The sequence below is a fragment of the Parabacteroides sp. HGS0025 genome (genome assembly GCF_000969845.1).
Taxonomy (GTDB): Bacteria; Bacteroidota; Bacteroidia; order Bacteroidales; family Tannerellaceae; genus Parabacteroides; species Parabacteroides gordonii.
The window spans coordinates 2,818,066-2,841,523 of sequence record NZ_KQ033902.1 but is presented as its reverse complement, the minus strand read 5'-3'; the positions used below and the strand labels follow the sequence as shown (position 1 = coordinate 2,841,523).

Here is a 23,458-nt window from a genome sequence, read left to right as displayed (position 1 = left end):
ATGTATATTTTAATATTTATTTATTTCGTTAATAAAGCGGCGTGTCTCTTCCACAGGATCATCCGCATTGATAATTGCTCCGGAGACAGCGATACCTGTTATACCGGTTTGCATCAGCGCCCCGACATCTTCCAGGCAAATACCTCCGATTGCAAATATCGGTATATTATAGCCGGCATCCTTACATTGTTGTATTATTTTTTGATATCCTTCCAATCCGAGGACAGGACTTAGTTTCTTTTTTGTCTCCGTGTGGCGGAACGGGCCCAATCCGATATAGGAAGCTCCTTGTTTGATAGCCCGGCTAATGTCTTCAAACGTGTTGGCCGTAGCTCCGATATAAAAATTCTCGTCCGGATAAAGCAATTCGTCTGCTTTCTTCCAGGCTTCGGCTACTGTAATATCTTCTTTTCCCAGATGAACAGCAGTTGCACCGCATCGCAATGCAATTTGTATATTATCGTTGATGCAATAAGTACATTTCGTTTCATGGGCACAGATTAATTGTGATATCTCCCGGGCAGTGAAGATATTCATATTATCTTTCATACGAAGCTGAACCCACGAACACCCTCCGTCTAAAACCATTTTCACTTCCTCATACTCTGTATATTTGGACGTACGGTGAGTAATGAACATCAGGCGTTCACCTTTTTCGCGGGGGATGAAACATCCTTTCTTATCCTGTTCATGTAATTTGAAATCTATCGCCATATATTTAATTGTTTGTATCGTTCAATAATAGAGCCTGTTTCTTTTTCTGAAGGATTATCACCCCATAAGGCTCCGAGCACTGCAACACCTCCGAAGTTGAGTAGTTCTATCAAGGGTATAGTTGTGTTGTCCATACCACCAAGAGCTATCACTTTTTGATTGATAATACCATCAGAAGACGCTTTATGTAAAACCTCCATCGGAAATCCGCTACCGTAACCTTCTTTTGATATACTCTGGAAGACAGGGCTAAGGAAAACATAATCCAGTTCACTGTTTCCCTGTACTTCCTCTAAAGAATGACAAGAGCGACTGATGCTTCCTTTAAATCCTTCCGGTCTCGTATGATTCCTGCTGTTCAGATGGATACCGGCCAGTTGGAATTCTATGGCCAGTTCGAAATGATCGTGCAGGACGATACGGGAATGGTATTCTGACGGTATTGCATCCAATAGCATACGCAATTCATCCATATTGCTTTGTGGCTTGCGTAGATGCAATCTCTCCATTCCTTCCCGGAAGAGCCGGGATATTATCCGGCTTTCGCCTTCAAAGAAATAAGGGGTGGTTATAACGATCAGTTTCATTGCTCCTTCATTTCTAATTTAATCAAAGGCACCGGGGAGAAGAAATGGTTCAAGGGTCCGTGTCCATGACCGGTTTTCACATCCTTTCCGGCAAGAATAGCTTTTGTAATATAGTCCTTAGCTGATTTTACAGCCTGTGGCAAGTTGTTTCCCAGTGCCAGGTAAGCCGCGATAGCAGAAGATAATGTACAACCGGTTCCATGACCGTTCGCTGTTTCAATCGTTTCTGCCGAAAGTCGGAGAGGAGGCCTATCTTCCGTGTATAAGATATCGGTCATTTTATCTCCCTTCAGATGACCGCCTTTCATCAGGATGGCACGGCATCCCATTGCCAGTAATTTATCGGCGGCCTGTCCCATCTCTTTTTCTGAAGTGATCTTCATCTCTGAAAGGAATTCCGCTTCATCTATATTGGGCGTTACCAACGTAGTACGTTTGAAGAGTTCGCGTACAATAATGTCTATGGCATCATCCTGCAACAGCTTATTGCCGCTGGTCGAGATCATGACCGGATCTAATACTATATAGGAAGGGGAATAGGTATCTATCGTGTTTACTACAATCTCTGCTGCTGTCTTATTATGTAACATGCCGATCTTTACGGCATCGATCGTTATATCTTCAAAGACAGCATCCAGTTGTCCTTTCAGTATCTCAGGAGAAATGGCCTGAATACCTCTGACTCCCTGTGTGTTCTGGGCAGTAACCGATGTTATGACGGAAGCGCCATAAACCCCTAATGCAGAAAATGTTTTAATATCTGCTTGTATACCGGCTCCACCGCCACTGTCTGAACCGGCAATTGTAAGTGCTACCGGATAGCGATACATTGTATCTGTTTTCATTATTACACGCAAAAGGAGGGAAAAGCCTTTATCTGTCTTTCCTACGGCGGCATTACCCGCATCAGGTTCACAGGGTATAATCTCAGCCCGTTTACAGTATGGCACCCCCTTTTCGTGTACAAAGGTAACAAGATTGGTAGGAGAAAACAAAAGTGAATTGTTAAATTTAAGAGAGATTTTATAGCCATAACGAAATAAACCCTTATATTTGTCCATGCAATCCGGGTTTAATATTGCTTTTCTTCCGGGTTGTAGTTTCCAATTTGCCATAATAATTAAATAGACAAATCATGCTGAAACAAACAGGTTTGTATGTTATTACGGGTGGACCAGGCACAGGTAAAACATCACTAATTGAAGAACTCGAAAGGTCGGGATTTAAAGCGGTAGAAGAGGTTGCACGCGAAATCATAAAAGAGCAGATGCAACAAGGCGGAGAAGCCCTTCCGTGGAAAGATACGGCATTGTATACTGAATTGATGCTGGAACGTTCCATTGACTCGTATCTGGCTAATGCCGGAAATGATGGTATATTATTCTTCGACAGAGGAATCCCCGATACGTTGGCCTATGCTGCGCTGATCGGGTTGCCGGACAAGGAGAATATAGAACAAGCAGTAGCTAAATACAGATATAGCAAACAAGTATTTATACTGCCCCCTTGGGAAGATATATATTGTACGGATAAAGAACGAAAACAATTGTTTAATGAAGCGATAGATACTTATTATGTAATGAAAGAGGTTTACGAAAAAGCAGGTTATACATTAATAGAAATACCTAAAGTTCCGGTAACGGAAAGAAGAGATTTTGTTATTGATAGTATAAGATTGTTTTAATTATTCTATACAGAAAGTCTTTTTAATGAGATTTGTTGTCAATTGGAATATATTCGGTGCAATTTGGAACATTAAGAAAGAATAATCTGTTATAATTTTGCGGAGTCTTAACGAGAGAGTTAATAAAAAGTGATGGGGAAAAAGATTGTTTTTATTCTGACATTTGTAATAATAGCTTTTGCTTCAAAAGGTCAGAACACTATAATAAATGGAGTTGTAACGGACTCAATTACAGGAGAATCGTTACCGTATGTTTCGGTTATACTTAAAGGTACAACGATAGGGGCAACAACTGATGATGATGGTAAATTCACATTGACTACATCTTCTAATGCCCGTACCTTATCCGTATCCTACCTCGGATACGAAGAAAAAGAGTTTAAAGTAGCCGTCGGGAAGAAGAACTATTTCAAAGTGGCTCTGGCTCCTTCCAGTATACTTCTTAATGAAGTATTCATCAGGCCGACAAAAGAGAAATACAGCAAGAAAGATAATCCGGCTGTTACTTTCGTGAAGAATATGATCGATAAACGCGAAAGTAATAACCCGCGCAATCATGATTACTTCAGCTACAGTCAGTATGAAAAGATGGTATTTGCCATGAACGATTATCACCCGAAGCCTAAAAAGGAGAACGGCAAAGGAGGTAAGTTCGACTTCCTTATCGATTATATCGATACGCTGGATGTCGGTAAGACAATCCTTCCGGTATCTGAGAAGGAAAAGGTAGAAGGTGTATTTTACCGTAAAGACCCGAAAGTGGAGAAAAGAGTCGTGCTGGGAGCAAAGGCAGCCGGTGTGGATGAGATCTTTTCACGCGACGGTATGCAACAGTTCCTGGGAGAAGTATTCCGGGAAGTAGATATCTTCAAGAACGATATACCTCTCTTCCTGCAACGTTTTGTAAGTCCGCTCTCTACGATGGGGCCAAACTTCTACAAATATTATCTGCTCGATACAGTCCAGGTAAACGGGCAACAATGTGTTGACCTGGGATTTGTTCCGTTCGTATCCGAAGGCTTCGGCTTTACCGGACACCTGTTCGTTACACTCGACTCCACTTTCTTTGTGCAGAAAGCTATTTTGAATGTTCCGAAGAACATCAACCTGAACTTTGTCAGCGGAATGACCATCGAACAGACATTCAAGCGAACGGAAGACGGTACGCGTATTATCACCAAAGACGATATAAATGTAGACTTCAAACTAACGGAGAAGTCGAAAGGTATGTATGCCCGAAGGTTGAATATTTATAGCGACCATTCGTTTCTTCCACCTGAAAAAGATGATATATTCAAAGAAAGCGCTCCGGTGATTACTTTGCAGAATGCTTATAAGCAACCGGATGATTTCTGGGATCTCAACCGTCCGGAAGAAGCCGGCACACGAAAACAGAACACAGTCGAGAAGCTGATGGCTAAACTGCGTGCCGTCCCTGTCTTTTATGTGACAGAGAAAGTTATCACTATCCTTACTTCAGGCTATGTCGGTACGAGTACCGATCCGGTAAAGAATAAGTTTGAGTTTGGGCCAGCCAATACCTTTATCAGTGGTAATGCTATTGAAGGTGCCCGTTTCCGTGTGGGTGGAACTACTACTACGGCATTCAGCAAGCGTCTTTTCCTTGAAGGATATGCTGCATACGGAACGACTGACAGAAAACTGAAGTATGATGCATTAGTGGAGTATTCCTTTAATGATAAAAAGGAATATCGGAAGGAGTTTCCGGTTAATTCTCTCCGGTTACAATATACTTACGATATCAATCAGTTGGGACAGCAGTATATGTACACCAACAAGGATAACATCTTCCTTGCCTGGAAACGTCAGAGAGACACCCGTGCCACTTATCTGAGAAATGCAGAGCTGGCATATTACCGGGAACATTATAACGGGATCGCTTATGGCGTGACTCTCCGTAATAAGAAAGAATACTCGACTGATTATGCCGTGTTCGACAGAATAGAGGAAGACGGTCGTATCACACCGATCAAATCGTATTCGATGACAGAAATGGAGTTTAAGTTCCGCTTTGCTCCGAATGAGAAATTCTATCAGACCCGTAACTACCGGTATCCGATCACTTTCGATGCTCCGGTAATTACATTGAGCCATATCACTGCAAGAAAAGGGGTGCTGGGGGCTGATTATACTTATAACCGTACGGATATCGGTATTCAGAAACGTTTCTGGTTCTCTGCTTTCGGATATCTTGATATTATCGGTAAAGCGGGTAAAGTATGGGATAAGGTGCCTTATCCGTTGCTGATCCTGCCGAATGCAAACTTATCCTATACGATCCAGCCCGAGTCATATACCAATATGAATGCGATGGAGTTTATCAGTGATGAATATGCATCATGGGATGTGACATACTTTATGAACGGGCTTATTCTGAACCGTCTTCCTTTGGTAAAGAAACTGAAATGGAGAGAAGTATTGTCATTCCGTGGAATGTGGGGAAATCTGACTGATAAGAACAATCCGTATTATGGGGGTAAAGATCTGTATCTGTTCCCGGAAGGTTCATATACGTTAGGTAATACTCCTTATATGGAAGCCGGAGTCGGTATAGAGAATATCTTTAAGTTCCTTCGCCTCGATTATGTCTGGCGTCTGACTTACCGTGATAACCCGAATATACAGCGTAAAGGTATACGCTTCTCGATGAAGCTATCGTTCTAAATAAAGACAAATAAAAAAAGATCCGTTGTCAATACTTCCAAGTTAATGACAACGGATCTTTTTTATGTAATGATTGCTTCTAGGATATTTTGAGTGCTTATCCTGAAAAAGTTTCACCTAGAAGAAACAAGTGTTTCACTATGATGGAACAACTGTTTCTTCTAGGTGAAACACTTGTTTCAAGCATACGAAATAGGTGAAACTCTTAAGAGATCAATGAAGGCAAACGCTAAAGCAAAAAAGTTAATTAGAATGCTTCCGTCATATTCATATAAACCTGTACTCCGTCGAGTCCCGGCTCTTTTCCTATATCCAGCCTGAAGTTCTTACCCGGTTGCATTTGTACACGTAATCCTGCGCCGAAGTTTAGCTTCCATTTATTCCAATCGAACGGTGTATTTCCGATCGTTCCGGTTCCCAGCCAGGCAACAAAACCACATTTAGCCCAAAAGTTTCCGCTTCTGTATTTTGCCGGGGAACCGAACATATGACGGTATTCAAGGATGCCATAGGCCATCGATTTATCCCTGTATTTGCCCCAGTAATATCCGCGCAGGTCGAAAGGGGAGCCGAATGAAGGTAATTCGGAATAAGGAACATCCCCCATGCCGATCTGGCTCTTTGCTATCCAAGCCAGCGTACTTCGCGGGCGAAAGACATTTGCAAAGTGACGGTATTCTAGTTCCAGTATTTCGTAATTGTATGCTCCTCCGAAATATTTTCCGAAAGCTTTGAAGTTTCCGCTTAACAATACCCCTTTTGTCGGAGTTGCCACATCGTCTCTCGTGTCGTACTGTATCAAACCTCCGAGGCCTACATTCAGATATTTTAGTTTGAATTCATTGAAATAAGGATCTTTATCCATCACTGGGTTAATATCCGAAGCTTTGGTGTAGTTGATGTCGAATAGTCCTCCTAAATAGAAGTGAGGACGAATTTCCCAGACAAAGCGAGGATACAACTGGAAGTAACTTCGGTGATAACGGGTCGTGGAGTCGCTTCTGTCGACATGCTCGATCGTCTCATACCCTTTACCGTAATAGTGAGCAGGTTCGTTCCTGTATCCGTAACTGGCATAAATGCGGAATTTGTTCTGATTGAAGAAGAAAGTACCGGCACCCGCCACGACGATTGTCCCGTTCAATGAAAGATTTATACCTGCCGGCAGAAAGGAGCGTTGCGAAATGGTATCATTCTTATTCAGTCTGAAACTGGCCAGCACTGCACCACCAACGCCCAGGGACGCTTCTGGCGTATAAGAAGGCCCTCCCAGGACAGACCACCATATTCTCTTTTGTGCACGGATAGAATCTTTGCGTAACTGTTTATGATAACGCTTCAACTGTTTCTCATTCAACTGCTGTCCATCAATAATAACAACCTCTTTAGGGACAGTATCGGATGGCACTGTATTCTGTGCCTTCCCAGGCAAAGCAGAAACAAGCAGGATAACTCCTGCGAAAACTATTACATGTTTAAACATCGACTGTTTTGTGTTTTAGGTTGCAAAAGTATGAAAAAGAAAACACATAAACAGCCTTTTGGGTTTGCAGCCTTTGGAATTTTTAAGGTTTCTGCACAGGAATTTTCAACCAGAACAGGGAACCTTCTCCTACACAGGACTCTACGCCAATACTTCCTCCGAATTTTTCTGCGATCATTGCACAGATAGGAAGGCCCAGGCCTGTACCTTGTGCAAAGGTGTTTAACTTTACAAAGCGATCGAAGATTTGTTTTTGTTTATCCTCAGGTATGCCTATTCCAGTGTCTTTTACATAGAAACGGATTTCTCCGGCAAGCTCATCCAAAGTATAACCGAATGAAATAGAACCTTTCTCTGTAAACTTTAGCGCATTGGTAAAGAAGTTGGTTATTACCTGCATTAAACGGTACGGATCTGTTTCGATCACGCAATGGGGGAGTTTCTGATCGAAAGAAATGTTGATTGCATCCGATTTGTTTTTAAGTTTCATCTGACTGCAAATATCTTCCATCAGTTCATTGACATCAGTTTGGGTATATAGGAAGTCCAGCGAGCCGGACTCGATCTTTGCCATATCGATAATATCATTGATCAACTGAAGCAAAAGCTCGTTATTAGCTGATATAATATGAATAAACTCCTGTTTCTCTGCCGGATCTTCTGCCTCTATCAGTAAATTGGAGAAACCGACGATTGCATTCAAAGGAGTACGGATCTCATGGCTCATATTAGCCAGGAACGCAGACTTCAAGCGATTGGCTTCATCCGCCTTTTTGACTTCATACATCAGATGCTCGATCCTTTTCTTGTCGGAGATATCTTCTATCTTCATTAATCCGCCCAGAATATTGGTTTCGGTATCGTCAAAAATAGGAATGGCACTGATTTCAACGGTTGTGTCTTCTTCTGTAAATTCATGACGGACAGCTTCTTTTTTAGTTATAGCCTCGCTTAAAGCACAGCGCGGGCAAGGCTCCTTACGTCCAAAAACAGTTTCATAACAGATTTTCCCGGGAGTATATTGCCGCCCTTTGGCAATCCCTTTCAGATTGGCTGTTGATTCCCATTGTACCTTATAATTTTTATCCGTATAGATCAATCCGAAGTTTATGCTGCTGAGTACCATATTCTGGGTTTTGGCTGCTTCTTCCAATTCCTCTTTAGCCTGGAGAAGTTTCTTCTCATATTCCTTCATTTGTGTAATATCCCAGCGGACAACCAGGAGCCAACGATTTCCTCCGTGGGAGACGATCGATTTACTTACTATGGTATTATGTGATACTCCGTCGGGAGTTGTATATTCTTCTTCTGCCCTGTAATTCTCTCCTTTACTGATTAGTTCTTCATCTATTTTGCGATATTTCATGCCCCGTTCGGCACCGTAGAGTTCGATATCGGAAATTCCAAGAACCTCTTCGCGCCTGGTACCGGATTGTATCTCTGCTTCTTTATTCCAATAGGTATATTTATAATTATCATCTATATTCTTTACAAAAACGGGAAAAGGAAGATTATCCAGGATATCCAGGCTGAAAGGATGTTCCTTGCCGGTTTCCTGTTCTTCCGACAATCGGACTTTATACGCTTTGTTCTCACGAGTAAGCCTGCGATTTGTAGATAATAGTAAGATTATTATAATGAATAAGACTAGAAGGACCGAAATATAAACGCTTATTTCCGGAGCAAACATCAAGAGAAAAAGATCTGTCACAATGAGTATTCCCATAACGATTTTATTATTCTACCCTTTATAATTTCATTGGCAAATGTATCATTTATATTTCAAATATTTCTTGATTATTATTGAATTTCATAATAATTCGCTATCGAAACACTATTTCTTAACACAATAAGCGACCGACTCTCCTTGTAATGTGAGAAAATAACTTTACTTTTGAAGATGTAAACAGAGAAGAAGTAAGTATGAAGAAAGTAGCTATTCTGGTAACCTTTTTGTTGATATTCTTACAACTGGTCAACGCACAAAAAGTAGGATTGGTTTTAAGTGGTGGAGGAGCAAAAGGTGCTGCACATATAGGAGTCATAAAAGCCCTCGAAGAAAATGGCATACCTATCGATTATATAGCCGGTACATCCATTGGCTCCATTATTGGCAGTTTATATGCTATGGGGTATTCTCCTGAAGAGATGCTGGAGTTGATGTTGTCTGAAGAATTCGGCTACTGGCAGACCGGGACAGTGGAGAATGAATATAAATACTATTTTAAAAGACCTGATCCGACTCCCGAATTCGGCCATTTCTCTATCGACATGACTGATTCGTTACAGATAAAAGCAAACTTCCTGCCGCAGAGCCTTATCAATCCGATCCAGATGAATCAGGCATTCATGGCACTTTTCTCTCAGGCGACAGCGAAAGCCGGATGGAATTTCGACAATTTGTTTATCCCGTTCCGTTGTGTGGCTTCCGATATTTATAGTAAGAAAGCGATCATATTCAAGAACGGTGATCTGGGTGATGCGGTGCGTGCTTCAATGACCTTTCCATTCTTTTTCCAGCCTATCTGGAAAGATAGTATTCCTCTGTTTGATGGCGGTATTTACGACAACTTCCCGGTAGGCCCGATGAAAGAAGCTTTCCATCCGGATTTTATCTTCGGATCGACTGTTGCCGGTGGGAATAACAAGCCGTCAAACAATGCATACAACCAGCTGGAAACGATGATCATGCAAAAGACGGATTACGACGTACCCGAGGAAGATGGCATGATGGTAAAATTCAGTTTCCCGACAGTTTCATTGCTCGACTTCCAAAAGGCCAAAGAGTTGATGGATATAGGTTATAAACGTACTATGGGGATGATAGACTCTATCAAACAAAGGGTTCCCCGCAGAGTTCCGCTTGCAGAAGTCAATATGCGAAGGGCGGCTTATAAGGAAAGTTTGCCTCCGTTGATCTTTCAGAATATATATGTAACAGGCGTTTCTGAATCGCAACGAAAATATATCGAAGCACAGCTGCATCGTGATATGAACCATGAATTCTCGATGGAAGAGTTCAAACGGGCTTATTTTAAAATGCTTACTTCTTCAAAGATCAGGGAGATTATGCCGCATGCGGTTTACAATCGCAGGGAAAAGAAGTTTGATCTTTATCTGGACGTTAAAATGAAAGAAGAGATCACCGTAGGTTTTGGGGGAAATATATCCTCGCATCAGGCAAACCAATTGTTCCTGGGATTGGGTTATCAATATCTGGGACGTTATGCAGCCGACGTAAACGCTAATTTCCAGGTTGGAAACTCTTTCAGCGGGATTATGCTGAGCGGACGAATTTATCTGCAAACCAAGATCCCGACTTACCTGAACTGGCAAGGAGTCTATTCCGATAAGAGATATCAGGAAAGCCAATCGCTATTTTATGAAGATGTGTTGCCTGCCTTCATCAAGCAAAAAGAATTGTATACGAAGATTAAGTTGGGATTCCCATTCCTGAACAGGGCTAAGTCTGAAATCGGATTTGCATACGGACAGTTAAATGATTACTATTTTCAGAGTAATAACATGTTGTTTCCTAATTCTAAATTTGACCACAGTTGGTATAACCTGTTCAGCGGTTCACTTAGTATAGAGCGAAATTCATTGGATGCCAAACAGTATCCGATATCCGGGCGGAAGCAGTTCCTGATAGCCCAGTATGTTACAGGGACAGAAAATTATGATCCTTCCCCTACATCGCAGAGCCAGTCGATCAGGAAAAAAGTACATAGCTGGTTACAATTGAAAGGGGAGTGGCAGCACTATGAAACATTAAGTAACCGTTTTAACCTGGGATTTCAGGGTGAATTGGTTATCTCCAGCAAAAACCTGATGAACAACTATACGGCATCGGTATTGCAGGCCCCGGCATTCACGCCTACACCGCATAGCCAGATTGTTTTTAATGAGGCTTTCCGGGCTAATCAATATTTTGCTGCAGGTGTTTCACCGATCTATAAGTTTAGCAAATTACTGCATTTCCGTCTGGACTTGTATGGTTTTGCCCCTTTGTATGAAATAAAGAAAGAAATCAATGAGGAAAACCCTTATATAGCGGTTCCTTATTATGGAAAATTTCTTCATTCATTTAAGTACATGGGAGAGGCTGCTCTGGTTCTTCAATTGCCTTTTGCCTCTATCAGTCTGTATGCCAATGGGTATAGTTATCCGGCAAAGAATTTCAACTTCGGGCTGAACATCGGTTACCTGATCTTCAATCCAAAAATGTTAGATTAAATTGAAAAAAAGATGTACTAAAGTCTTGCAGGTTTAAAAGAAAACACTACCTTTGCACTCGCAATCACGAAACAATGGCCGCGTAGCTCAACTGAATAGAGTAGCTGACTACGGATCAGCCGGTTACAGGTTTGAATCCTGTCGCGGTCACGGAATAATAAAGAAAGCGTTGAAGTAGTAATATTTCAACGCTTTTTATTTGTTAGGGTTTATGTTTGTTACTGGCCTATAATTTCAGCTTTTCTTTCTGTAGCGCATTGTTCAATATAGATTTATTGAGAGACTTATCCTTCTGATTTACCAGCGACAACGCACATCGCCTGATTACGTTGGTAATGGCGCCTCCTGAGAGTTCTGTTTCGGCTGCCATGATTATTAGTTCTTCATCTACACCACCCGGCCAGTTTTTCAACATCTTCCGCCATATTTCCGCACGCAGTTCTTCCGTTGGCATCGGGAAATAGATCACTGACTGGAAACGACGGGAGAATGCTTCGTCGATATTTGAACGCAGGTTTGTTGCCAGAATGATCATGCTGGGGAAATCTTCTATCCGTTGTAAAAGATAAGCGACTTCCTGATTGGCATGCCGGTCGTTGGAAGTGTTGGTAGAGGTACGTTTACCGAACAGGGCGTCCGCTTCATCAAAGAAAAGGATCCAGTTCCTGTTTTCGGCAAGATCGAATACTCTGGCGAGGTTCTTTTCTGTTTCCCCGATATATTTGGATACGATCATGGAAAGGTCTATCCGGTAAACATCCATATTATTTTTTTGACCGAGCAGGGTTGCTGCCAATGTCTTTCCCGTGCCCGGCGGCCCATAAAACAATGAACGGTATCCGGCTTTCAGGATACGGGACAATCCCCAGTCTTCCATGATGGTCTTGCCGGAAGAGATCCAGGTATTGATCTCTTCCAGCTCGGTTGCCACCTGGTAATCCAGTACCATATCGTCCCAGTTCAGTTCCGTAGTAATGCGTTTGGCGGGAAAACCGATATTATAGTCCGGTTTATATTCTTTATCCAGTAAGACACGGCTCAGAAACTCTTCCGATATCCGCAATTGTCCGCTCAGGAACGGTTCCCCTTCACCGGCACCTTCCAGACGGAGAATGTTTTTCGTATAGAACCAGTGATCCTTCTGAAAATATTCGATGACAGCCTTCCGCCTGTCCGTATTTTCCCCTGCAATAACGAATACAGCCGTTTCTCCGGTAGGAAGAAAGCCACCATGCGACAAGCCTTTCCAACCGCCAAACTCTGTGTATTGACGGTCGAAGTTCTTGTTCTGCACAAAAAAGATATCCAGTATCTGCGGACAGATGTGTGGCATCAATGCCAGCATCACGACAATCCGCTCCTGAAAGGTAATCTTTTGTACATCTGCCACTTTTTCCATCCAACCGTTGGAGGGTAGGCGAATCTGTTCCAGCGAAGTGTATTCACACTCCTGCTGGAAATAGTGCTGTATGGCAACCGTCAATACCTGATTGAACCAAACAATATATTCGTTCATCCTTTCCTTATCTTACAAGCTGTTAGCCTTTGAACCCATTACATCCGCTTCATGTTCCAGGCCAGCATTGTCGTTGACGGGCATTCCTCCGACTTCCGTTGTTGGTTCTACACGCCCCGCCATTTGTTGGGCTACATGCCAGGCCTCATGGGGCAAATGCTGTTCCTGCCCCGGAGCCACGTGGATATCCGTTCCTTGCGTATAGGCAAGGGCCTGTACTGTAGCCGGCTGGGATGAATTATAATGTACTTTTACATCATCCAGGGAATAGCCTGAAAGGTTTTCCACACCGGCTTTCAGGTTATCGGGCAGTCCGGTATTGTTCGGTTTCATTTGCAAGGATTCGTCCTCGTCCTCCTCTAGTTGGATCGCTTTGTCGAATTTGCCTTGAAGTGTGTCGTCCTCGTCTTCGCCAATCCGCTGCAATGGTAGATTCATTGAGCGGTTGTCGACAAATTGCAAAGATCCGCTACCATCCAGTTTTTGCTGGATGGTGCGGGCTGTCTTTTCCTGATATGCTTTTTCTGTTTTCATACCTGATGTTGTTTATTGTTGTACAAAATCTGTTTTAAAACGTTTGCTTATCGTGCCAGATAATTTGTATATAATTTTCCAACCAGGGATAACGGATCTGTTTGAATGACCATGGAACAGATTCCAGCAAGATATCATATCCCCGCTCTTCTATGGTCAGTAACCATTTTTCTTTCTGCTGTTCCAACCGCCCGTTGCGGTGAATAAAGGTTTCCTGAAAACCCCTCATAGAAGTACCGTCCATTTTCCTCCAGTTTGCTTTTACTGCCTTGATCAAACTTTCGGCCGTATCCTTTTCTTCTTGGGTCAATTCTAACTGTTTCGGTAGTGGGATGTGCATCGGCAGGTTGACAAGCAGGCGGTTAAACACCAGTTCCATTTCCTGATATGTCTTTTCTTCCAGACAGGTCAGGTATTGCAGCAGGAATACAGCACGGATTTGCGATGCCGTGTCCTTAAATGCTTTCTTATCTTTGTCCAAATAATCAAGCATAACAAATAAACGTGGAAACCACGGGTTAAACAGACAAAGCCCTGCGTTAGTGATAAAGAAGTTATTGGGAACTTCTCTCTGTTCTTCTTCATTAAAATAAGATCTTTCTTCCATAACATTTAATATTTGTTTAACAATATGTGTTGTTTCTTTTCTTTCAACTTCAGTTTTCTCTTGCTGGGTAGGAAGCGGTTGTGCGAACGAGCGCATTCCTTCCGTCATATTCGATGTTTCAGTAAGCTGTGTTATCGGTGTTCTATTCGATTTTCCTGTATAAACAAGATACAAATACGACAGAAATTTGTGTTCTGTTTCTTCCTTTGTAAAACTTCTTTTACCTAATGTGTCTGTGTCTTGCATATAGAGTAGAAGGGCTTGCGAAAAAGCTGTTGAAAGAACCATACTTCCTCTGGTCAGGAAAGGGTAATCGTCTATTTTGTCCTGTATCCATTGCATTGTCTGTAACAATACCGATGCCTGATAAAAATTCACCCGCGTAATGCTTTGCAAGAGTTGAGATACAGAGATATCGGCAGAAAGGAGAGGAATCATTTTGCTCTCTTTGGGTTGTTTTCGGAGCAAATGAATCCAGTCCAGAGGCTTTTCTACAGCCATCTTTTGCAACAACTCCCGTTTGCTGTCCTGAGAAACTGTTGTATCTTCCAGCCAATTGATAAACCCCTTATCAGTATTCCAACAACTTTCCAGCAATGTTTGAAGGATATTAAAATCGCTTTCGCGGTGTTCCTTGTCTTTACAACTTTTCTCCGCCAGATATAGTTCTGTCGTTACTAATTCGATGGCATCTTCATTGTCGGTATCTGTAATAATCTGATAGATCCATCGTAACAGTTGCCTGATATTATCCGCTTCGGTTTTGCCTTGACATCCGTTGCCTATCCAGAGAAGCACAGCTTTTCGAATGGTAAAATCCAATTGAACACTGGTAACCACATTCAGCCAGTCGATCTTCGGTGCATGGCTTTGTAGATAACTTCTCATTTGCTCCACCATTGCCATTGCAGTGAATGAAATGGAAACAAGCAGTTGGTTTATGATAGCCATACTGGTTATCTCTGTCAATGTAGAAATTAATGCATCCTCTTTGACTGCTACTGTTTGTAGCCAATGTGTCAGTTTCTCCGGATTCTTTTTTGCATACAGAGTAATCAATATCCGCTTGTCTGTATCGCTTCGCTGTGTATCTTTCAGGAAAGCAGCCAGGGTGGAGATATCTGCCGGATAGCGGTTTTCCTCCTTTTCTGATGACGGTATTTCTTTTCCTTCCTTTGCAAGCGGTAACCGAAGGAGCGACAGGTTCAGAAATATCCGGTACAGTTCCCGGTTGAAATAGCTGTCATGCATGGGCGAGCCATCGGGATTATGCGGCTGTTGGTCGTAGATTGCATTTAATACTTCTATATAATCGGTAGAACTGAATACTTCCAGCAGGAAACCGACAGTCAATTCCGCTTTGGAGAAGTAGAACGAATAGGTTTGCTTGTGGATAAACGTGAGCAACCGATGATGTAAGTGGCGGATAAAATCGCTCTTGTCGCCGAAGATAACGAGACCATTGAACGGATAATACCGGATAAGCCACTCGTACAGGTAATGCCAGTAGGGCGGAAGATCGACTTCGGCGTGTTCTCCGGCTTCAACCTCCATGATCCGTTGGACGGATATGGTATCGAGTAGTTCTGCCATACTTAGTAGTGCGGTATCATTTTCTGCTTCGTGGATGAAACGTATGGGAATATCCGGCTTTGCCACCAAAAGTCTTACCAGGAAACGGCGTTTCTCATGCAGGGTGGCTGCCGGTTCGGAAAGTGCAGCGACATAAAGCCGGAGAAATACCTCTTCGTTATCCGCTTGCCAGAACAGACGCTGCAGAGCATTCTCTTTATTCAGACACAACTTCGATATCTTATTGATGCAGGTTGATGATTGTGTCGCTATCCATTCCAGTTCTTCTGCCAGGTTGAAACTTTCGTCCGACCATTCCGCTTTCGGATAGCCGTACTCCAGATAGAAAAGCAGGTTTTGCAACCGGGAAATACCGGTACTTTCTTCCAGGTTTCCGGCAGATATATTCAACAAAGGCAAGGCTCTCTGTAATTTATCCCGGAGCCTACGCGGAAACTCCTGGTAGAAATCCTCTTCCAGGATATCGCCCAGATCGAGATCGAGTAGTTCTATCTCATGTAGTACCTTTTCCTTATCATAAACGGACAGGCATTCTTCAACCACTTTTTCCACACAGGCATGGCAAAAGTTGTCCCAGTTGGCATACAATCCGTATGTAAACTGTTCATCTACTGCAGTGAACCCAAACGATATGTTGTCAATACGTATCATCCAGTGTATTCTTATCTTTATCCTTTACCTTTTTTAATATTTCGTTCATCGTATCCTGCAGCATCTCTACGTCATCCATATATTGTTTAGCCAGCGCCTGTCGCCACAGTCTGTAACAGTCTTCGAACTCCTGCATGAAGGCAATATTCAACCAGTAAATAGTACCACTCAGATGGGCGGGTAATATGGAACGCAACAAATCACGGCAGACTTCGCGGAAACGAGGTGACCAGAAGCGAGCCGTCCACGAGGGCAATACGAGCGACAGTGTGAACGGATGGGATTTGGAAAGCACCGGTTCGACGATGTAGAGCGTTTCACATGCATGGTTGAGTTCCTGCAGGTAATAGCGCAGGATGTTGGCAAGCGAATTCAGTTCAACCTTTTTATTGGTTCTCCCGAGGTTCATCCAAATATTTTCCTCCCGGTTGCGGAATACCAGCATATACTCATTCTCATCGGCTAGCACGAGCCGGTAATTATCCAGGAAAATGCCTCCCCGGAACAGGCCGCTACTGATAAAGTTCTGGTTGAATACAGGCAGTTCCATGCGTAACCTGCTGTATTGTTCGAATTTTTCATTCTCGTCTTCCGGCTGCTTTTCATGAACAATAGGTTCCATATGGCAGTTTTCGAGTATTCGTTCATCAATCAGCCTGGCGTTTATGAAGTTTCGTGGAATTTTTCCTTTTCCGTTTGTTTTCATCAACATAAGATTATGGCTGGCCAGAACGTTTCCTACCGAACGGTTCTCGTTCCAACTGATGCCAAGCAGACGGCAGAACCATTCTTTCGCCACTGCTACATTTTCTTTTCCATCCGAATCGGTAATATTCCTTGCTTGGGCGCGATTCTTTGTCAGATAAGCGATATACCGGAGGAAACCTGCACGGCGACGCAGTATTTCTTCTTTTGTTTCACCATAGTTATCAAATTCCTCCATCCATGCCGGTTGGCTTTCCACACAGTACAACTGGTCGAGGAAATCCATATAGCGGCTTTTTAGTGCATATATATTATGGGAGACCGGGTAATCTATATCTTTTGCTTCAATGGAGAGTAGACGATCCAACTTTTTTACTTCAGACAATCCCTGCTCGATTGTCTGATCGTACAGTTTAAGATAGGCCTCGAAGGAAGTAAGAGGCTTCCGATCCGGGGAGAGGTTGTAGCATGCCGGGAAATCCCGGGCGATGGGGTAGTGAGTGAATATGTCGTGGTTAGTGCCTTTCAAGCCTGCCCATTGATAGTTCCGTTTTTCCTCCGGGATATATACCTTAGTATTATAAAGTTCACTTAATTGTTTTGTGAACTTCTCCATATCAACCTGTACCTGAGAACATCCGCAATAAATATCTACCTTCAAATCGTCTTTCTTGCGGGGTATTTTAAGACTATATCCTCCGGAGAAATTGGTCAGTGGCTCGTTGTTCTTCATCAGATAGCAGACGCTGAACGATTTGATGCCCTTCACCTGCCAGAGTTTATTATACAGTTCATATTCGGTATTCTGCTGCCGGGGGATTACAACACGTACGGTATCGTCTGAACCCTCCAGCCATTCTTCGAGCGGCATGCCGGAGATTTCCTGTTCTTCCGGGGTGGAGATACTCACTGCACCGGATAAATAACGCAGGATGATCTGATAGATTTCTACCAGCATGAGGGTGGCATCCTGTCCCGGCTCGATTTCGAATCTCGCATGAAACTCCAGTTCTTCGGGTTTCACGACAATGACCTGGTTAAGATATTCGCACAGGTTACGGTGTTCGTTGTAGACCATCTGAACCCTCTCCACCAAGGCCTCACTTTTTACTTCTTTATTAAAAGGAGGAAGAACGATCTTGACGGTGTAACCACCGGTAGCCGGGTCACACTCTACCCATACATTCTCCAGTTCGGGGATATGGGAGAAGAACAACCTGCGGTAATCTTCTGTCGTGACGGGAGCCGTGGTATAGACTTCGCCGGGAGGGAAGAGGCCGAAACGCTTCGGGTTGAAGTTTTCACCTTCCCCTGTCAGGTAGTCTGCCAAATCGAAGCCCAGCTTGTAGCTTGTTTCCGTCAATGCATAGTTGGCTATGTCTGCCAACGTCACACCGGGATCATGGACGTTGAAGTCCGTCCATACTTTTCCCGACAGGCGCTGCACTTCTTCCAACGTCTTTTTTTGCAGGTGTGAGTACAGGTTCTCACCTTCTTCCTGTTGCCTGATATATGGTTCTTTGCCATCCATCTTCGTATCTTCTCGTTAGTTACAACGTATTATCCTTTGTACATTTCTACAATCCGGCAATGTATTTCTCCGGAGGGCAACCGTTTCTTGCTGCGCATTTGCAGGCAAGGCTTACCGCCGTGATCTAACCAGCGAAAACGAATACTGCCCGACCAGCCCCACCAGTGCTTTTCCGGTGACTCTATCCGCTGCTCCATGAAGTTCAGCCAAATGGCGGTGACACGTGTCAACCGGCAAAGCTCCGTGCCCGGTTCGCGGAAAGAAGCGTAGATGCGGTAGACACGGCAGCCGAAACCTTCGCGGGAAACGTCGAGCGGCAGGTCGTGCCACTTTTTGTCGGCAGGGACGGTCAGGTAATCTTCGCCGGGGGTTACTCCACCTCCGCCTTTCGTTTTGTAAGCCGATGCGGTGACGGTCTCTTCCACCATCAAGTTGCCATGCAGGAGAAACGATTTATCCTGTGCTGCTTCCATCACCACTTCGGTTTGTCCATTCTTTATGACCAGTTTCTTCTCGGGTGTGACGGAGAGTGACCATACAGGCAGTTTCGTTCCGGTAGCGGACTTTTCCGTATAAAAGCCGATATCCAGGTTACCGTCCTGTTTCGGATAGAATGCCCAGCCTGTATCGGTTCTTATCACTTGCTCGTCTTCCACCAGATTCAGTGTGGAGTCGATCAGTTCGGCGAACTGTTCCTCGGTAGGGATATCGCCTTTTTTGAAGTATCCCTTCAAGGTGTTCCTGTTTTTACGGTTGTTCGGGTTCATAAGCTATCTTATTATGAAGTTACCCCCAATTTCGGCATTTTCGATGCCGCCGTGGGGAGATAGTAATTCTATTGTTATTTTCGGATGTAGCACGCTCCACGGATGTTCGCCTTTGAAGGCCGGATGCTTTTCGTCGATGATTACAAACGGCGTGCGCTCCAATTTGACGTTAAGTGCAATCAGTCTCATCAAATCTTCGTGGTTTGCCATGCGGGCATGCAGTTCATTGTAGGAAAAATGTTGCCGGAGAGCCGGTATTTCTCCTTTCCGATACCACGGTGCGAGGTAATTCTGTGCCAGCACCACCAATTGGCGGACGGTTTTGCCTTCATCCTGCACTTTGTCCCATAAAATAGCTTTGCAGTGAACCTTCACCTGTTCATAAACAGGGTTGATAACGCGCAGGGAAACAAACGAAGGCGTATATTGACGGATCACCCGCCGTATCTCCGCCAACTTCCAGGCCGGAGAAAGAAAATAACGGTTGTCTTCCGTACGGCTGAAAACGACGAGGTCGATTTCCGATATCTTTTTCTCCCTCGGTATGGAAAGGCATTGTACCTTGTCCACTTCGGGGAAGTTTTCCAGAACAAGACGTTCGTAATCTTTTATCGTGATAGCCCGATGACGGTTACTGATGCGTGAACTCTGGTGTATGGCTACATCGTTATTCGTTTCGGCAGGCCTGCCGCCGAAGCCGGGTAGGGGTTGTGCGATGCTTTCTATCCGCTCGTCCGGCTCGATTGTGCCTTGTATTGTTTCTGCAGGTAGTGGAGAACCGTCTCCATTCTGCGCTGTGAGCCGGATATAGTTCGTCCGGATATGGCGTATGGCAAGGCTGGACGACAAGTCACCTGTTACGGTGGCGCGAAGCCATGCACGACCTTGCTTATCTGTATGACTGTCTTTTATCTTTTCCGGCAGCCTGATTTCTATGAAACCGCTTTGTGTCAATCCCTGGGTTTCTTCGACACGGATAGCGTCGGTGGCGATGGGAGACCATACGTTCCCGTTCCAGAATTCCCAGGTTAGTTTGGTGGCTTTGCCCGGCTGAGGACTGTTGAACGATTTGTTTTCTTTTGGCAAGACCATGTCGAGGTACATCCGTACGGTTTGTTCTCCTTTTGCACGGAGGAAGGCGAAGTACAGTTGGTTGTCTGCTGCAAATGCCGGCAGGAAGGGGTGTTCTTTTACGTCGTTTACAGGGAATACCTCTTGTTCAGACAATGCCGTGATGCGGCTCAACCGGATGGATGAATTCGCCATATCGGTCAGTGTCGTTTCTTCCGAAGCGATGTACGAAAGTTCCACATCTGCCAGCTGGGGGGCAACGGGTTCGGGAGGTAACTCCTTAAGATCCTCCTTTTTGCATCGGCTGTTATGGATCATCGTTTCGGTAAAGAGGGTGCGGTAGGCATCCGTACCGAAGCCGATAGAGGGAGCCTGCAGGGTGGCACGGAAGAAGCCGTCACGGTCGCGGCGGTATTCGTAAGGGACAGATTCACTACGTGTCAGTAGCTTCTTCTCTGTTAAATCAAAGATTACCAGGGCATCATTGAACGAACGGTCTGCTTTTTCCCCGGATGTATCGATGGAATCGGGGGTGAACAAATGTTGCCTGATACCTTGGCAGGATTTCCATTTTCCGCCTTGTTGCCATTCGGTGGAGATGGTGAATGAGTTTATGTCGATTACTTGTCCGGCGGCAGCGGTATAACTTTTGTATAGTTTGTTGAACTCTGCTTCTGTTTCGGGCAGTTTCTTCCACTTGCCTTTCAAGCGGACTTCCTTCAACGGTTTGAGCCCCATTTCTTCGTTGCCGAAAAGGAACCAGGCTCCTTTTTCCGATTGCAGGCCGAAAGGCTGGAAGGGTTGCGAGGTGTCGACTTGCCCCAGCTCGTTGTAGAAGGTGAAGTTATGGATGGCAGATACGTTCGTCTCTATCTTTACGGCATCGAATTTTAGCTTGGTTGCCCAATCGTAAGGGCACGGGGTTTTGCTTGCCAGTATCCGAAGGGAGGGATGTTCGGTTGTCACGCCATGTGTATCTTCAGTGCAGGGAGCGGGGAGGATACCATCACCTGGAATTGTGATTTCGAAACATAACCAGTGATGGTTGTCTTCCATTTTGATCTTACAGGTGCACGATTGCTCTGTCCAGCCTTCTGCATTGCTGAATTGCAGGGTGAAACTTTTATCCGGTATACTGGGGAGCAGATCGGAAACCGTACCGGCAGTAATCCGGAAGTCGATGTTGACTTTCCTTTCGCCTTCGCCCAGGACGAACATAGGAGATTCTACTATCCAGCCCAGAGGTAATGTTTTACTACATTTATCGGAGAAGAGTGCTTGTGCTGTCGATATGTCCGGGTTACAGATTGCTTGTTTGCGGATAGAGATGTCTTTTCCGTCTCCCCGTTCGATAAAGATGGCGTTCGCTTCGGCGCATTGCATAGGGGTGATGTATTCGTTGCGCACGGTTTGATAAAGCAGGTCTTCGCCGGCGGTATTCTGTCCGGCCGGGAATGCCTGTTGGGCAGGTAGCGTGAAGCCGGCTGTGTTTTCTGCCGGGGTGACGATGATGTAGGTGTTGTCTTGCACCGTTCCTAGCGGGATAGCGTGCAGGATGTCGCGGAGGTAGAGTTCCGGCAATGTGGCGAAGCGGCGGTTGAATGTTTGGGTGATGCCTCCGTAATTACGCAGGTAGGTGAGCAGGAGGGACAGGGCACCGTCCATATTGCCATCGTTTTCGATCTGTGCCAGGTAGTAATCAAAATGTTCCTGTATGGAGCGGATGGTGTGAAGCGTCCGGGACTTCTCCAAGAGGTCTTTCAGTTGCCGGGCGACCTGGATAGAGGAAGAAGCATTGTTAATGGTTTTCCAATTTCTGTCGATATAGCGGTTAAGTCGGGCTATCCATTTCTTAACCTCGTCTAGCAGGCTTTGGGTATCGGTCGATGGTTGTTGTCGGGCAATGTCCACCAATACGGTCAACACATGGTCGGCCCACAGGCTAATGAGCATGCCCTCCTTGCCGTCGTCGTTACGATAACGGATGCCGTTGCTTGCTTCTGCCAATCGGGGAAGCAGTTCGCGCCAGTCGCTCTCCAATGCCGGGAAGTTGTCGAGGCGGGGAGAGGAGGTTTCGTAGGTGGGACGGAGGAGGCCGCTTAGCCTGTAGGGTGTTGCCATGTTCTGATCTGTTTTCAGGTTCTATTCAATTCTTATTCTATAACGGGACGATCATCTTCGCCACCGCCACCGGGAATGACAGGTTTGTCGTCACCGCCCGAAGCTGTGCCGCCACTGTTACTGCTGCCGGCAATTCGCGAATAAGTACCTACAAGGCCATTTATATTGGTGATGAAAGTGGTTATTGCATCCGAGGGTTGCACGATGGCATAAGCATTTACCGTCTGGATAATTTCACCGTAGAGCGTGTTGGCAGCCTCTACTGCATCGGCCGATTTGACATCACTTTGCGTCATGCGATCGCTCATTTCCGTTGTTTTACTCAGGAATGCATTTTCAAAAGCAATATTTGCTGCGCGAAGGGATTCCACTTCGGCTGTCAATCCCAGTGCTGCAATAGCCGCTTTGTTCTCCGGCTGATCCAGTAGAGTAAGCATACCCTTTACTTCGGCAGTCTGCTTGGTATACTCATGGTTACGAATCCCCTTATAGGGTGAGAGTTGTGGAGAAAGCAGACGTGCCGCCTTGCCGGTTGCTTCTACGGTAGAAGTGAGATAAGCGTTTGTAACATTGCTGATCACTCCTGATGCATTATCGCGTGTTTTATCCGCATTCTTCAGGTCGATAGTAGCAATGAAGGAACGTTGGCGGTTGACGATGGAGACAAGTGTTTCTACTGCCGTAGTGTAACCAACCGTTAGGTTTTCTATGTGTAAAACTGCCGGAGTGGCGGTAGTGATAAAACCAAGCACCTTGTTGTGGAAGTCGCTGCATGAGCCGATAGTCATCTTGCTCATACCAAAAGATCTGATCTGTGTTGCCATAATCATTATTTTTTAATATAAATACTTTGTTCTTTTGCTCCCAACGATCGTTTTCAGACTGTCCGAGCCCTCCGAAGATACGAAAATAATCGTTGACACGACTCCCTAGGGCTTGAAAATGTTGCTGACGATCGTTTTTATCTCTTTTT

The 23,458-nt window shown here is 44.6% G+C and carries 15 protein-coding genes, 1 tRNA gene and 1 riboswitch; of the genes, 4 read left to right on the top strand and 12 right to left on the bottom strand.

Going from position 1 to position 23,458, the window contains the following annotated elements; all coding sequences use genetic code 11:
• Window positions 1-9 precede the first annotated feature (9 nt).
• The 3 genes from HMPREF1212_RS11130 to thiD are packed head-to-tail and all read right to left on the bottom strand — an operon-like array spanning window position 10 to window position 2,146.
• Complete coding sequence (locus tag HMPREF1212_RS11130; protein ID WP_046149400.1) at window positions 10-714, bottom strand: thiamine phosphate synthase; 705 nt, start codon at window positions 712-714, stop codon at window positions 10-12.
• Window positions 705-1,301, bottom strand: coding sequence for a thiamine phosphate synthase (locus HMPREF1212_RS11125; RefSeq protein ID WP_046149399.1), 597 nt, complete (start codon window positions 1,299-1,301; stop codon window positions 705-707). The genes HMPREF1212_RS11130 and HMPREF1212_RS11125 overlap by 10 nt, the downstream gene beginning before the upstream one ends.
• Window positions 1,298-2,146 carry a bifunctional hydroxymethylpyrimidine kinase/phosphomethylpyrimidine kinase gene (thiD, locus tag HMPREF1212_RS11120; protein WP_046150348.1) on the bottom strand — a complete coding sequence of 283 codons (849 nt, stop codon included), beginning with the start codon at window positions 2,144-2,146 and terminating at the stop codon, window positions 1,298-1,300. Before thiD ends, HMPREF1212_RS11125 begins: the two co-directional genes overlap by 4 nt.
• A gap of 22 nt (window positions 2,147-2,168) precedes the next feature.
• Window positions 2,169-2,265: riboswitch (TPP riboswitch) on the bottom strand.
• 171 nt (window positions 2,266-2,436) lie between these two features.
• On the opposite strand from thiD, the gene HMPREF1212_RS11115 reads away from it, so the two are divergent.
• Window positions 2,437-2,985, top strand: a complete 549-nt coding sequence (locus HMPREF1212_RS11115; RefSeq protein WP_046149398.1) for an AAA family ATPase — start codon at window positions 2,437-2,439, stop codon at window positions 2,983-2,985.
• A gap of 132 nt (window positions 2,986-3,117) precedes the next feature.
• Window positions 3,118-5,670 (top strand): DUF5686 and carboxypeptidase-like regulatory domain-containing protein, encoded by a 2,553-nt coding sequence (locus HMPREF1212_RS11110; RefSeq protein ID WP_046149397.1) that lies wholly within the window; start codon window positions 3,118-3,120, stop codon window positions 5,668-5,670.
• 247 nt (window positions 5,671-5,917) lie between these two features.
• Here HMPREF1212_RS11110 and HMPREF1212_RS11105 read toward each other — a convergent pair whose 3' ends face one another.
• Entirely contained in the window at window positions 5,918-7,153 is a 1,236-nt protein-coding gene (locus tag HMPREF1212_RS11105; RefSeq protein WP_046149396.1) for a BamA/TamA family outer membrane protein, read from the bottom strand.
• An 82-nt stretch (window positions 7,154-7,235) separates the two neighbouring features.
• A complete protein-coding gene (locus tag HMPREF1212_RS11100; protein ID WP_046149395.1) occupies window positions 7,236-8,879 on the bottom strand; it encodes a PAS domain-containing sensor histidine kinase in 1,644 nt (547 codons plus the stop codon).
• 197 nt (window positions 8,880-9,076) lie between these two features.
• On the opposite strand from HMPREF1212_RS11100, the gene HMPREF1212_RS11095 reads away from it, so the two are divergent.
• Window positions 9,077-11,389, top strand: a complete 2,313-nt coding sequence (locus HMPREF1212_RS11095; protein WP_046149394.1) for a patatin-like phospholipase family protein — start codon at window positions 9,077-9,079, stop codon at window positions 11,387-11,389.
• Window positions 11,390-11,465: 76 nt separating this feature from the next.
• Window positions 11,466-11,539, top strand: a tRNA-Arg gene (locus HMPREF1212_RS11090).
• A 76-nt stretch (window positions 11,540-11,615) separates the two neighbouring features.
• On the opposite strand, the gene HMPREF1212_RS11085 is transcribed toward HMPREF1212_RS11090, so the two are convergent.
• The 7 genes from HMPREF1212_RS11085 to HMPREF1212_RS11055 are packed head-to-tail and all read right to left on the bottom strand — an operon-like array spanning window position 11,616 to window position 23,309.
• On the bottom strand, window positions 11,616-12,905 hold the full coding sequence (locus HMPREF1212_RS11085; RefSeq protein ID WP_046149393.1) for an ATP-binding protein: 1,290 nt from the start codon (window positions 12,903-12,905) through the stop codon (window positions 11,616-11,618).
• A gap of 12 nt (window positions 12,906-12,917) precedes the next feature.
• Entirely contained in the window at window positions 12,918-13,439 is a 522-nt protein-coding gene (locus HMPREF1212_RS11080; RefSeq protein ID WP_028729336.1) for an eCIS core domain-containing protein, read from the bottom strand.
• Window positions 13,440-13,473: 34 nt separating this feature from the next.
• Window positions 13,474-16,290: a contractile injection system tape measure protein gene (locus tag HMPREF1212_RS11075; protein ID WP_046149392.1), complete on the bottom strand. Its 2,817-nt coding sequence runs from the start codon at window positions 16,288-16,290 to the stop codon at window positions 13,474-13,476.
• Window positions 16,277-18,526 carry a hypothetical protein gene (locus tag HMPREF1212_RS11070; RefSeq protein ID WP_046149391.1) on the bottom strand — a complete coding sequence of 750 codons (2,250 nt, stop codon included), beginning with the start codon at window positions 18,524-18,526 and terminating at the stop codon, window positions 16,277-16,279. The genes HMPREF1212_RS11075 and HMPREF1212_RS11070 overlap by 14 nt, the downstream gene beginning before the upstream one ends.
• A gap of 29 nt (window positions 18,527-18,555) precedes the next feature.
• Complete coding sequence (locus HMPREF1212_RS11065; protein WP_046149390.1) at window positions 18,556-19,293, bottom strand: hypothetical protein; 738 nt, start codon at window positions 19,291-19,293, stop codon at window positions 18,556-18,558.
• Window positions 19,294-19,296: 3 nt separating this feature from the next.
• Window positions 19,297-22,485, bottom strand: a complete 3,189-nt coding sequence (locus HMPREF1212_RS11060) for a hypothetical protein (protein ID WP_052724975.1) — start codon at window positions 22,483-22,485, stop codon at window positions 19,297-19,299.
• A 32-nt stretch (window positions 22,486-22,517) separates the two neighbouring features.
• Window positions 22,518-23,309: a DUF6261 family protein gene (locus tag HMPREF1212_RS11055; RefSeq protein WP_046149388.1), complete on the bottom strand. Its 792-nt coding sequence runs from the start codon at window positions 23,307-23,309 to the stop codon at window positions 22,518-22,520.
• Window positions 23,310-23,458 lie beyond the last annotated feature (149 nt).

Excerpts from the sequence above, each read along its gene's own strand:
- HMPREF1212_RS11060 (WP_052724975.1), bottom strand. The coding sequence starts at position 22,485 with ATGGCAACACCCTACAGGCTAAGCGGCCTCCTCCGTCCCACCTACGAA.
- thiD (WP_046150348.1), bottom strand. The coding sequence starts at position 2,146 with ATGAAAACAGATACAATGTATCGCTATCCGGTAGCACTTACAATTGCC.
- HMPREF1212_RS11055 (WP_046149388.1), bottom strand. The coding sequence starts at position 23,309 with ATGGCAACACAGATCAGATCTTTTGGTATGAGCAAGATGACTATCGGC.
- HMPREF1212_RS11115 (WP_046149398.1), top strand. The coding sequence starts at position 2,437 with ATGCTGAAACAAACAGGTTTGTATGTTATTACGGGTGGACCAGGCACA.
- HMPREF1212_RS11105 (WP_046149396.1), bottom strand. The coding sequence starts at position 7,153 with ATGTTTAAACATGTAATAGTTTTCGCAGGAGTTATCCTGCTTGTTTCT.
- HMPREF1212_RS11100 (WP_046149395.1), bottom strand. The coding sequence starts at position 8,879 with ATGGGAATACTCATTGTGACAGATCTTTTTCTCTTGATGTTTGCTCCG.
- HMPREF1212_RS11130 (WP_046149400.1), bottom strand. The coding sequence starts at position 714 with ATGGCGATAGATTTCAAATTACATGAACAGGATAAGAAAGGATGTTTC.
- HMPREF1212_RS11065 (WP_046149390.1), bottom strand. The coding sequence starts at position 19,293 with ATGAACCCGAACAACCGTAAAAACAGGAACACCTTGAAGGGATACTTC.
- HMPREF1212_RS11080 (WP_028729336.1), bottom strand. The coding sequence starts at position 13,439 with ATGAAAACAGAAAAAGCATATCAGGAAAAGACAGCCCGCACCATCCAG.
- HMPREF1212_RS11095 (WP_046149394.1), top strand. The coding sequence starts at position 9,077 with ATGAAGAAAGTAGCTATTCTGGTAACCTTTTTGTTGATATTCTTACAA.
- HMPREF1212_RS11085 (WP_046149393.1), bottom strand. The coding sequence starts at position 12,905 with ATGAACGAATATATTGTTTGGTTCAATCAGGTATTGACGGTTGCCATA.
- HMPREF1212_RS11125 (WP_046149399.1), bottom strand. The coding sequence starts at position 1,301 with ATGAAACTGATCGTTATAACCACCCCTTATTTCTTTGAAGGCGAAAGC.
- HMPREF1212_RS11110 (WP_046149397.1), top strand. The coding sequence starts at position 3,118 with ATGGGGAAAAAGATTGTTTTTATTCTGACATTTGTAATAATAGCTTTT.
- HMPREF1212_RS11070 (WP_046149391.1), bottom strand. The coding sequence starts at position 18,526 with ATGGATGGCAAAGAACCATATATCAGGCAACAGGAAGAAGGTGAGAAC.
- HMPREF1212_RS11075 (WP_046149392.1), bottom strand. The coding sequence starts at position 16,290 with ATGATACGTATTGACAACATATCGTTTGGGTTCACTGCAGTAGATGAA.